Source organism: Enterococcus xiangfangensis (assembly GCF_005405365.1).
Taxonomy (GTDB): Bacteria; Bacillota; Bacilli; order Lactobacillales; family Enterococcaceae; genus Enterococcus_A; species Enterococcus_A xiangfangensis.
The window spans coordinates 1-11,946 of the sequence record NZ_BJDX01000006.1 but is presented as its reverse complement, the minus strand read 5'-3'; the positions used below and the strand labels follow the sequence as shown (position 1 = coordinate 11,946).

Here is an 11,946-nt window from a genome sequence, read left to right as displayed (position 1 = left end):
GATGGCTAGAGCATTTCAACGTATCACCGGCCGCATAGAGAAATCTAAGTGGCTGAAATATCATACTATTTCTGTATTTGTATCACCCACTTAGAATTTCGTTCATTCTAAGCGGGTGATTTTTTATTACAAAAGGAGAGAAAATAATGAAAAAAACAGTATTAGCAGGAATTGGATTGGTAAGTTTATTGATGTTAGGTGCTTGCGGCAGTAAAGAAGCAAGTGACGATAGTGTAAAAAAAGTGGGTGTCTTGCAACTCGTTCAACATGCTTCATTAGACAATGCGTATGAAGGATTCAAAGAAGGATTGGCTGAAGGTGGCTATAAAGAAGGTGACAACTTAGAGATCGATTACCAAAACGCTCAAAACAATCAAGACAATCTAAAAAGTATGAGTGAAAAATTAGTCAATGATGAACCGGATCTGCTTTTAGGGATCGCAACTCCCGCCGCTCAATCTCTATTGAATGTAACGACGGAAACTCCAATCACCGTTACAGCAGTGACCGATTTAAAAGAAGCAAAGCTCGTGAAAAGCGATAAAAAACCTGGCGGAAACGTTACAGGAACCACAGACATGGTACCGATTGATAAACAAATCGCGCTTTTATTGTCGATCGTTCCCGATGCAAAATCAATTGGAATCATGTATAACGCCGGCGAAGCCAATTCCAAGATCCAAGCTGATCTTGCTGAAAAAGCGCTGAAAAAAGCTGGTGTTGCCGTGAAAATAAAAACAGCCAACACAACTAACGACGTTCAACAAGTAACAGAATCTTTAGCAAACGAAACTGATGGAATCTATGTTCCAACAGATAATACGTTCGCGAGTGCCGCCGCAGTGATCGGCGATGTCGTTAAAGAAAAGAAAATTCCATTAGTTGCAGGCTCAACAGAACAAGTGACTGATGGCGGTCTAGCTACTGTTGGGATCGACTACAAATCATTAGGTAAACAAACTGGTAAAATGGCTGCCAAGATTTTAGACGGTGATGCAAAGCCAGCGGATACTCCAGTTGAATCTGCGGACACATTGAAATTAGTCGTCAATGAAGACATGGCGAAAGCTTTAGGAATCGATCCAGCCAGCATTAAAGAACCAAAATAAAGGAAGCCGTTGAACGACAGTTCCAGAAAGAAGGAAGAAGCATGAATATTATCACGTTGTTATTATCATCGACGTCGCAAGGGATCCTTTGGTCATTGCTTGCAATCGGCGTTTACATGACTTTTCGAATTTTAGATATTGCCGATCTAACTGCTGAAGGGAGTTTTCCTTTAGGTGGTGGGATTGCTGCCGTTGCTATCGTTAATGGGATCCATCCCATTCTAGCTACTTTATTAGCTTTTGGCGGCGGAATGTTAGCAGGTTTAGTAACTGGAATCTTAAATACAAAATTCAAAATCCCCGCATTGCTAGCCGGGATCATCACGATGACAGGCTTGTACTCCATTACTTCACGTGTAATGGGCGCTCCCAACATCGCGTTATTGGGAGAAAATACGATCTTTACCGCAGCTCAAACAATGGGCATCAGCAAAAACAATGCGGTCATCTTGATTGGTTTGTTGATTACCTTGTTAGTGATCTTTCTATTGGTCTTATTTTTCCAAACAGAGATTGGGTTAGCTGTCCGAGCAACAGGTGATAATCCTGATATGAGTGAAGCTAACGGGGTCAAAACAGAAAACATGAAACTCTTAGGCTACATGATCTCAAACGGCAGCATCGCTCTTTCTGGGGCGTTATTAGCACAAAACAACGGCTTTGCTGATCTGAATTCCGGTGTTGGAACAATCGTTATCGGATTGGCTTCGATTATCATCGCAGAAGTGCTGCTTCACAATAAGCCAATCTGGGTTCGTTTAGTTACGATCGTTGCTGGAGCAATTATTTACCGTTTCATCTTGGCGTTAGTCTTCGAAATGAATGTTGAGCCGACTGATTCAAAATTAGCTTCAGCGATCGTATTGGTTATCTGCTTATCTTTACCACAAATTCGATCAAAATTTACTTTAAAACCTAAACAGAAAGAGGCGAATTAGATGCAGCCAGTTTTAAGAATCAACAACCTTCATCAATATTTCGAACGCGGGACCGTCAATGAAAATCACGTGTTGCGCGGAATCAATCTAAGCTTAGCACCGGGTGAATTTGTAACCATTATCGGCGGAAATGGTGCTGGTAAATCGACTTTGCTGAACAGCGTTGCCGGTACTTTGCCGATCGAAGAAGGCCAAATGTTTCTAAATGAAGAAGAAATTACCAAATACTCCGTAACTAAACGGTCGAAAAGAATCAGCCGTGTCTTCCAAGATCCCAAAATGGGGACAGCCGTCCGTTTGACCGTCGAAGAAAATTTAGCATTAGCATTAAAGCGCGGCCATAAACGCGGCTTCTCACTTGGAGTGAAGAGCAAAGATCGCAGTTTCTTCCAAGAACAATTAGCGATGCTGAATTTAAATTTAGAAAATCGGCTAGATGCTGAGATCGGTTTGCTGTCTGGTGGACAGCGCCAAGCGATCACCTTGTTGATGGCAACTTTGCAACGACCTGATCTGATTTTATTAGATGAACATACTGCAGCGCTTGATCCAAAAACGTCATTGACTGTAATGCAGCTGACTGAACGTTTGATTCGTGAACAGGAGCTGACGGCCTTCATGGTGACCCACAATATGGAAGATGCTATCCAGTATGGCAATCGATTGATCATGCTGCATCAAGGACAGATTGCTTTGGACTTGAACCAAGCTGAAAAACAACATTTGACTGTACCAAAATTGATGGAACTCTTCCAACAAAATTCCGGCGTCGAACTGAAAGACGATGCTTTGTTATTAAGCTGATCGATAAATGATTGCTTCACTTCTTTCTTGGCAGGCTGCTTTTATGCAGTCTGTTTTTTTGTTACACTAACTTTACGAAAGAAAGCAAAAAAAGGAGGGTCTTGGTTGACTACGAAAGAAAAAGTTTTGGCACGCTTAAAAGAGACACAAGAAGTATTGTCCGGTGAAGTTTTAGCACAAGAATTGGCTGTATCCCGCACCGCAATCTGGAAAGCGATCAAAGAATTAGAAAAAAAGGGCTATCGCATCCAGCACTTAGCCACCGGTTACCGCTACCAGCCTTCTGATATTTTAGATGCTAAAGAAATTCAAGACCAGATCCGCTATCCAATCGATGTAAGTGTCTTAGAAACTTCTGACTCAACAATGAAAGATGCACAATTGGCCGTATTAGCCGGAGAAAAATCACCGTTGCTAATCGTAGCTGACATGCAAGAAGCTCCCCATGGCCGTTTTGATCGCCCTTTTTTTGCGGCAAAACAGCAAGGGATCTACATGAGTTTATTATTGAAACCTAACGAACAGTTGCACGAACTGCCGCAATATACGATCTTGATGGCGGTAGCGGCGGCTGAAGCGATCGATGAACTTTTGGGCGTCGACAGCCAAATCAAATGGGTGAATGATATTTATTTAAATGAAAAAAAAGTCGCTGGGATTTTATCAGAAGCGATGACGGATGTTGAAAGCAATTCGCTGAAATATATCATTATCGGTATGGGAATCAATTTTTCGATTCCACAAGAAGATTACCCAACAGAACTGCAAGAAAAAGCGACCTCGCTCTTTCCTGACGGTCAAGCGACCACTACCCGCAATCAATTGATCATCACTATTTGGAATCGTTTCTTTGATCTATTAGCAGAACCGACGGACTTTCTGGCTTCTTATCGTAAAAAGTCATTCGTCTTAGGAAAAAAAATCACCTTCAAACGTAAAGACCGTTCTTATTTAGGGACTGCTGTTGCGATCGCCGATACTGGCGAATTAATAGTCGATCTAGGGACTGAACAGATTGCTCTTTCTTCTGGCGAGATCAGCTTAAGTTCGATTCAATAAAAAAATAGGTATGACAAAATTTTGTCATACCTATTTCTTGAATAAATGGCTTCGCAGCAGTTTTTCGAAATAAATCAAACCGGCTGCTATTACGACCTCTTTTTAACGCATTGTTACAAATTCTTCACTGCCTGTCGGATGAATCGCAACGGTATCATCAAAGTCTTTCTTTGTCGCACCCATTTTGATCGCTACAGCAAAACCTTGCAGCATTTCATCGACACCGACACCAATTCCATGCAAACCAATAATCTTTTCTTCTTCTCCAAGACAAACCAATTTCATATCACATTTTTGCCGATAATCGCTTAAGGCGAAATACATTGGTGTAAAACGCGAATGATAAATTTTGATCTGATCTTTGCCGTAACGTTCAATCGCAGCTTCTTCGGACAAACCAATCGTCGCAATCGTTGGATGCGTAAAAATGACGGTCGGAACATTTTCATAATCTAAAAATTCTTCAGATTTGCCATTAAAGACCCGCTCTGACAATCGACGGCCTGCCGCAATGGCAACGGGTGTCAAATCAAGTTTGCCAATGACATCGCCCACCGCGTAAATCCCTTCACTTGTTGTGTTTTGGTATTTATCGACGATCACAAACCCTTTCTCGTTCAACGTCACCGCTGTATTTTCCAAGCCTAATGCATTCGTATTTGGCAGACGACCCCCGGCAAATAAAACTTTATCGCCAGTCAATGAATTGCCATTTTCAAAATAGACGGTATACGTTCCGTCCGTATTTTGTTTGGTTTCTTTTGCGACATGATGATCATAAAGTTTCATCTTATTCTCGCGGTAGATCTCAACCAAATTATCCGCCAGCATATTATCAAACGTTCGCAAAGGACGACTATGACGAAAAGCCCAGTGGACTTGTGTCCCCATTCCTTGCAAGACACCGCTCAATTCTGCCGCGATATAGCCGGCACCTAAGACGACTACTTCTTTTGGTTGCTCGGTTAATTCAAAGAACCCATTCGAATCCATCGCAAATTCACTACCAGGAATATTCATTTGACTTGGCCGACCGCCAGTTGCAATCAAAATATGCGGTGCTGTATACTCTTCTCCATTCACACTAACAACATGATCCGACTTGAACGTCGCATAGCCTTCTAGACGTTCCACATGATTGCTGTCTAGCCCACGATAATAGGCACTATGTAAAAAGTTGATATATTTCTCGCGGCGTGCAACTAATCCTTTGAAATCAAATGTTTCAATGTCTGCTTGAACACCATAACTAGGTGCATCTCGTTCGATCATTTCCAACATGCTGCTCGCTTGCCACATTACTTTTTTAGGAACACAGCCGACGTTGACACACGTCCCGCCGATTTTGTTGCCTTCGATCAATAACACTTTTGCGCCATACATCCCCGCGCGGTTAGCTGAAGCGATTCCGCCACTCCCGCCGCCAACGACGATATAATCATATTCTTTCATTTAATTTCCTCCTATTTGTCACGCAGCTGGTCAGGTCCGCACAAAAAAGCTAAAAACAGCTTTAACGACCCGCAGCGTCAAACTTACGTTCATTTTAATACAATTTACTAAAAAAGCACCGTTATTTGCCCAGCTTTTTTGCTGCACCATTTTTTGTACGACCAAGCTGAACTAAATGGCTCTAGATGAAAACAGGTTCCAAGCTCAAAAACTTGGAACCTGCATTAACTATCAAACTGAAAAATCTTTAATCTTTTTTCTTTCGGATCATATCACCGGGTTTGACTGGCTGAGCGACTGGCATCGTTACGATCATCATTGGATTTGGGGCACGATCGATTGATTCTCCTTCGTCATTTTTCAACTCAGTAACCGTTTGTTCAAAGTGATGGAAATTCGGTCCATAAAACTCGATCTCATCGCCTACTTTAAAATGATTGCGTTGACGAACCGTTGCGATCTTGTTTGTTTCATCATAACTCAAGACTTCGCCAATAAATTTGTAAATCGGGATCTTCCGCCGCGGACCAAATAACTGTTCATTTTCGGTCGGTACTTGGTAATAAAACCCGGTCGCCAATTCACGTTGCGCAACTTTCCATAATTCGTCGATCCATTCTTGTTTGCAGACATAATTGTCTGGATCTGCGATGTAACTGTCCACTGCCGCTTTGTACACGTTCGATACCGTCGACACATAATGGATAGATTTCATCCGACCTTCGATTTTCAAGCTGTCTACACCATTTTCGATCAAATCAGGAATGTGTTCGATCATTGACATATCAACAGCGCTCATTGAGAATTCTTCCGTCACGTCTCCATTTTCTGTCAACGAACGATGTTCTTGGGCAAAAGGCATGTCGAACAATTCATACTTCCAGCGGCATGATTGCGAACAACCGCCGCGATTCGCATCCCGCATCGACATGTGATTTGATAAAGTACAACGGCCGGAATAAGAAATACACATCGCGCCATGGATGAAGGCTTCGATTTGAACATCGGTCTTGCTGCGGATCTCTGCTAATTCTTCCATCGAAACTTCGCGGGCTAAAACAACTCGCTCTAGACCTTCTTCTTTCCAGAAGTTCAATGTTTCCGCGTTAGTCGCTGATGCTTGCGTGGATAAATGGATCTCTAACCCAGGTGCTTCAGTGGCACAGATCTCGATCAACGCCGGATCAGAGACGATCACCGCCGAGATTCCGATATCGCGTAATTTTTTGAAAAATTCGCCGGCGCCTTTTTCGTTGCCTTCATGTGTCACCATATTTGCCGCCACATAGACTTTCGCGCCATATTTTTTTGCAAACAGCACGCCTTCTTCCATTTCTTCAAATGAAAAATTTCCCGCACGTGAACGCAAACCATAAGCGTCCCCGCCGATATATACTGCATCCGCGCCATAATGGATCGCGGTTTTTAATTTTTCTAAGGTTCCGGCTGGTGCTAAAACTTCCGGCCGTTTCAATTTTCTCTCTGTCATGTTGCCATTACCCCTATTTAATCGCTGTTGGGTCTAAATGATAAAAACCAGTATCCATTCCTCGACCAACAGGATGATATTTTTGAATTTCTTGTTGTGCATTGATTGCTGCTGTTTCATCCCAAGTATTTGCTTCGATTGCTGCCTTGGCTGAAGCAAAAATTTTGGCAATCGCAATAAAATCAGCTCCCGGCGTAAACAAACCATCCAATTTCCACGTTTGGTAACCTGTTTGATTCAGTTCCAGCAATTCTTTGATCAAATTCAGATCATTGTCGGCAAAAATATGTGTGCCATGCTGATCTTCATAAATCGAATAGTGGGTCTCTGCCTTTTTAGGTTCTGAAATAAACAAGCCCCGCTCTTTTGTTGCACTTTCTGTCTGCTTCGTATAATTGAAGTAATTATCTAATAACGGTCTTTTCGATTGATGGATGCACGTCGCTCCATAAACCAATACTTCTACCGGCACAGTGACATGTTGGCTTAAACTTTGCATTTCTTCAAAAGGAACTTCGCGAGCTAAGACCGCTCCAACTGCTCCTTTTTTCTGCCAAAAATTGATTTGCCGCGCATTCGTCACCAATGTTTCCGCATCATAAATATAGGACAAATCATATTCTTGCAATAAATAAATCACTCCTGTATCACCAACAACTAAATGATCAGGCTTGACTTCGGCAAGAAAGGCCAAATATTCCGGAACCAGCTTCATTTTATCCGGATGCATAATACCATTTACAGCGATATTTACTTTTTTTCCTTGCGCATGCGCCATCTCGATCACTGCTTGCTGTTCTTCACGGGAAAAAGAATGCGGCAATCGCAGACCAAATGTCTCTTCTCCAATATATAAAGTATCCACGCCGGCAGCTAATAATTCTTCCGCTTGTGCCATCGATTCTGCCGTCGCAATTAATTCGATCATTGTGTATCCTCCTAGTTCCGATCGGTAAATTCATTTTTCTGAAATAAGGCTAAAATTCACCGTCCATACCAACTTGCCAGCAATAGTTACAATCACTTCTTTTCTGACTCAACGATTGCTGAACTTGCCTAAAAAAAACCGTTCGTTCAACCTTCCTTAGACTTTTTTATACTATCACAGCTTTGAAAAGTTTCCAACTAGCGCTAAAAGAAAAAAAGAGTTGTGACAAAAATCTTGTCACAACTCCTTTGACTTCTTATTTCTTAAGGCTGCCCACTTCTGTCACACCCTCAATAAAATTAAACTTTTTCCGGTATTTTTTCTTCTTTAGAATTTCTTACTGTCAATGTGATCTTGCCTTTGCTGGCACCAATCGTCACAGCGTCCCCCAATTGAATTTGACCTGATAACAATGCTTCAGCAAGTCGGTCTTCAATTTCTTTTTGCAACGCTCGGCGAATAGGGCGTGCCCCATATTCAGGATCAAATCCGACTTTTCCGATTACATCGTAAGCTGCTGCTGTGATCTTCACTTTGATCTCGTGTTCTTTCATGCGATCTAAAACCGAACGGCTCATGATTTTCACGATTTCATGGATTTGTTCTTGATCCAATGATTTAAAGACTACTGTTTCATCGATCCGGTTAAGGAATTCGGGACGAAATGCTGTTTTCAATATTTCTAAGATACGTTTTTCCATTGCTTGGTGATCTTTAGTAATATCTTTTACGTTGAATCCAACATTTTTTTCTTCGCGGATCTCAGTCGCACCAATATTTGAAGTCATAATCAAGATCGTATTGCGAAAATCAACTTTCCGTCCTTTGGAATCTGTCAAATGCCCATCATCCAAAACTTGTAATAAAATATTGAAGACATCTGGATGGGCTTTTTCCACTTCGTCTAACAAAATTACTGAGTAAGGTTTTTGACGAATTTTTTCTGTCAATTGTCCGCCTTCTTCATAACCAACATAACCTGGAGGCGAACCAATCAAACGACTGGTACTATATTTTTCCATAAATTCAGACATATCTACTCGGATCAATGCTTCTTCACTACCAAACATTGCTTCAGCCAGCGCTTTGGCCAATTCGGTTTTTCCGACACCAGTTGGGCCTAAGAACATGAAAGAACCGATTGGACGATTAGGATCTTTCAACCCGCTGCGGGCCCGACGAATCGCACGAGAGATCGCTTTGACAGCATCTTCTTGTCCTACTACACGCTTATGCAACACATTTTCTAAATCTAATAAACGCTGACTTTCTTTTTTCTCTAATTGTTGCAACGGCACACCTGTCCATTGTGATACAACTGCCGCCACATCTTCGTCAGTTACTTGATCAATATAGCCATTTTCTTGTTTAGCCGCTTTGATTTTTGCTTGTTCTAACGTTTCGGCTAATTGTTTTTCACGCAAACGCAAACGAGCTGCGGATTCAAAATCTTGATTTTGGATCGCTTTTTCTTTTTCAGCCACTAACTCTTGAACTTCTTCTTCCAATTCCGTCAATTCTGATACTTCATCGGTCGAATCTAATCGGACTTTTGCGGAAGATTCATCCATCAAATCGATTGCTTTATCTGGCAGCTGGCGTGAATTGATGTAGCGTACGGATAAAGAAACGGCTGCATGCAACGCTTCGTCAGTGATCTCAACGCCATGATGTTCTTCATATCGAGGACGCAACCCTTTTAAGATTTCTTCTGCTTCTTCCGGTGTTGGTTCCTCCACTTGTACACGAGCAAAGCGCCGTTCTAAAGCAGAATCTTTTTCAATATATTTTTGATATTCATCGAGCGTTGTCGCACCGATCGTCTGTAATTCGCCGCGTGCCAGTGCTGGTTTTAAAATATTTGATGCATCGATCGCACCTTCAGCGCCACCCGCACCAATCAACGTATGCAATTCATCAATAAATAAAATGATTTGACCATCATGATAAATTTCGTCGATTACTTTCTTCAACCGATCTTCAAATTCACCGCGATATTTCGTACCGGCTACTAAAGCACCCATATCCAACATCATCAAACGTTTTCCCCGCATGTCTTCAGGGACATCACCAGAAATAATTCGTTGAGCCAATCCTTCAACAATCGCTGTTTTACCAACACCTGGTTCTCCAACTAAAACTGGATTATTTTTTGTCCGACGGCTCAAGATTTGAACTACACGCCGTACTTCGCCATCACGGCCAACTACTGGATCTAAACGTTTTTCCCGTGCTAATTTTGTCAGATCACGAGCCAATCCATCCAATGTCGGTGTTCCTTGCGAATTATTTTGAATTGGTTTTATTGGTGTCTTCCGTCGATTACCTGCTCCTTGATTTCCATTAGAAGCTTCATTCACACCCATTTTTTTCAATAAAAGCTGACGCATTTTAGGTAGGCTTAATCCTAAATTCACTAAAATGTGGGAGGCCAAAATCTCATCATCACGTAAAAGACCTAATAAGATGTGTTCTGTTCCAACCAATTTTGCATTAAACCGTTTTGCTTCATCATCAGCAAAAATCAAAATTTGTTTAGCTCTCGGAGAATAAGGCAAATAACTGCCTTCAGGATAGGATTTAACAGACCCGTAGCCCGTCATATGCTCGATCTCTTCACGAATGTCATTTTCGTTTGAATTCATCTGACGTAATGTTTTACCTGCGATTCCTTGTTGTTCGATCACTAACGCTAACAATAAATGCTCAGAACCAACCGAGCGATGTTTAAAATACTTAGCTTCTTGTTGCGCAATTGTTAATACTGCTTTTGCACGTTCTGTATACAGCTGATCCATATCCTCACTCCTTTTTCTCATAACTTAAACGTTCTAAAAATCCATGAAGAATTCGGGAACGCAGCCTATTTTCAATTTGACTGATGCCTAGAACATTTTTTGATACGGCACTCAACATCAAATTGCCTTCATTTTCGGTAATGATCTCTTCTTCAAATAATTTTTGAATAATCCCAAAAGCATTCGCTTCAGAAATCTCACTACCAAAAGAATCCATTAACTGTTCCAAAAAATAATGCTGATCAGAAATCTTAACTTTACTTATTCGAATATAGCCGCCGCCACCTCGTTTACTCTCAACTAAATAGCCACGTTGAAAAGTAAAACGCGTATTGATTACGTAATTTATCTGAGAAGGCACACAATTAAATAACTGAGCCATCTCAGCTCTACGAATTTCGATTATCTCGCTATTTTCTAAAATATCTTTCAAGTAAGATTCGATCAGATCAGAAGTATTTCTGCCCATAATATTGTCTCCTATTGACTATTTCTGACCATAATTATAGCGAATTTGCAACACGAAATAAAGGAGAACGCCTTTTTAATAAATTAAGATAAAAAAAAAGAAGGTTTTCACCTTCTTTTTGATCGGGAAGACAGGATTCGAACCTGCGACACCTTGGTCCCAAACCAAGTACTCTACCAAGCTGAGCTACTTCCCGGAAAACAAAAAAAACTATGCACCCGAGAGGACTCGAACCTCTAACCCCTTGATTCGTAGTCAAGTACTCTATCCAATTGAGCTACGGGTGCGTATTCTTTTTTAATGCCGAGGACCGGAATCGAACCGGTACGGTGATCACTCACCGCAGGATTTTAAGTCCTGTGCGTCTGCCAGTTCCGCCACCCCGGCGCTTTCCCCTGGTCTTCAGGAAAGCGGAAAACGGGGTTCGAACCCGCGACCCCCACCTTGGCAAGGTGGTGCTCTACCACTGAGCTATTTCCGCATGATGCCGGCTAAAGGATTTGAACCCTCGACCCTCTGATTACAAATCAGATGCTCTACCAACTGAGCTAAGCCGGCAACTACAAAAAAATACAATGCGGGTGAAGGGACTTGAACCCCCACGCCGTAAGGCGCTAGATCCTAAATCTAGTGCGTCTGCCAATTCCGCCACACCCGCATATTCTTATGAGCCGTACTGGGCTCGAACCAGTGACCCTCTGATTAAAAGTCAGATGCTCTACCAACTGAGCTAACGGCTCAAATGGGGGTTAACGGGTTCGAACCGCTGACCCTCTGCTTGTAAGGCAGATGCTCTCCCAGCTGAGCTAAACCCCCATAAGTTTGCGTGGCGACGTCCTAATCTCACAAGGGGCAACCCCTCACTACAATCGGCGCTAAGAAGCTTAACTTCTGTGTTCG

9 protein-coding genes, 8 tRNA genes and 1 rRNA gene are annotated in these 11,946 nt (G+C 42.0%); 4 read left to right on the top strand and 14 right to left on the bottom strand.

What is annotated here, in order from left to right; translation table 11 throughout:
* The first annotated feature begins 146 nt into the window (after positions 1–146).
* The 4 genes from FFM68_RS08270 (at position 147) to FFM68_RS08255 (ending at position 3,910) form a co-directional block, all read left to right on the top strand.
* The gene (locus FFM68_RS08270) at positions 147–1,109 is read left to right on the top strand and encodes an ABC transporter substrate-binding protein (protein WP_137618900.1); all 963 of its coding nucleotides are present in this window, start codon (positions 147–149) and stop codon (positions 1,107–1,109) included.
* A 41-nt stretch (positions 1,110–1,150) separates the two neighbouring features.
* A complete protein-coding gene (locus tag FFM68_RS08265) occupies positions 1,151–2,047 on the top strand; it encodes an ABC transporter permease (RefSeq protein WP_137618899.1) in 897 nt (298 codons plus the stop codon).
* Positions 2,048–2,851 (top strand): ABC transporter ATP-binding protein, encoded by an 804-nt coding sequence (locus FFM68_RS08260; RefSeq protein WP_137604455.1) that lies wholly within the window; start codon positions 2,048–2,050, stop codon positions 2,849–2,851.
* Positions 2,852–2,956: 105 nt separating this feature from the next.
* Positions 2,957–3,910, top strand: a complete 954-nt coding sequence (locus tag FFM68_RS08255; protein WP_137618898.1) for a biotin--[acetyl-CoA-carboxylase] ligase — start codon at positions 2,957–2,959, stop codon at positions 3,908–3,910.
* Positions 3,911–4,012: 102 nt separating this feature from the next.
* Here FFM68_RS08255 and gor read toward each other — a convergent pair whose 3' ends face one another.
* From gor to rrf, 14 genes are all read right to left on the bottom strand, one after another.
* Positions 4,013–5,362, bottom strand: a complete 1,350-nt coding sequence (gor, locus tag FFM68_RS08250; RefSeq protein WP_137618897.1) for a glutathione-disulfide reductase — start codon at positions 5,360–5,362, stop codon at positions 4,013–4,015.
* A 247-nt stretch (positions 5,363–5,609) separates the two neighbouring features.
* On the bottom strand, positions 5,610–6,851 hold the full coding sequence (locus tag FFM68_RS08245; RefSeq protein WP_137618896.1) for a peptidase U32 family protein: 1,242 nt from the start codon (positions 6,849–6,851) through the stop codon (positions 5,610–5,612).
* 13 nt (positions 6,852–6,864) lie between these two features.
* Positions 6,865–7,779, bottom strand: a complete 915-nt coding sequence (locus FFM68_RS08240) for a peptidase U32 family protein (protein ID WP_137618895.1) — start codon at positions 7,777–7,779, stop codon at positions 6,865–6,867.
* A 299-nt stretch (positions 7,780–8,078) separates the two neighbouring features.
* Entirely contained in the window at positions 8,079–10,577 is a 2,499-nt protein-coding gene (locus FFM68_RS08235) for an ATP-dependent Clp protease ATP-binding subunit (RefSeq protein ID WP_137618894.1), read from the bottom strand.
* A 4-nt stretch (positions 10,578–10,581) separates the two neighbouring features.
* Positions 10,582–11,046: a CtsR family transcriptional regulator gene (locus FFM68_RS08230; RefSeq protein ID WP_137618893.1), complete on the bottom strand. Its 465-nt coding sequence runs from the start codon at positions 11,044–11,046 to the stop codon at positions 10,582–10,584.
* A 122-nt stretch (positions 11,047–11,168) separates the two neighbouring features.
* A tRNA-Pro gene (locus FFM68_RS08225) sits at positions 11,169–11,242 on the bottom strand.
* 17 nt (positions 11,243–11,259) lie between these two features.
* Positions 11,260–11,333: transfer RNA gene (locus FFM68_RS08220), tRNA-Arg, on the bottom strand.
* 14 nt (positions 11,334–11,347) lie between these two features.
* Positions 11,348–11,433, bottom strand: a tRNA-Leu gene (locus FFM68_RS08215).
* A gap of 22 nt (positions 11,434–11,455) precedes the next feature.
* A tRNA-Gly gene (locus tag FFM68_RS08210) sits at positions 11,456–11,527 on the bottom strand.
* Positions 11,528–11,531: 4 nt separating this feature from the next.
* Positions 11,532–11,604, bottom strand: a tRNA-Thr gene (locus FFM68_RS08205).
* Between the two features lie 18 nt (positions 11,605–11,622).
* A tRNA-Leu gene (locus tag FFM68_RS08200) sits at positions 11,623–11,704 on the bottom strand.
* Positions 11,705–11,713: 9 nt separating this feature from the next.
* A tRNA-Lys gene (locus tag FFM68_RS08195) sits at positions 11,714–11,786 on the bottom strand.
* 3 nt (positions 11,787–11,789) lie between these two features.
* Positions 11,790–11,862: transfer RNA gene (locus FFM68_RS08190), tRNA-Val, on the bottom strand.
* Between the two features lie 8 nt (positions 11,863–11,870).
* A 5S ribosomal RNA gene (gene rrf, locus FFM68_RS13345) occupies positions 11,871–11,946 on the bottom strand; the annotation flags it as partial.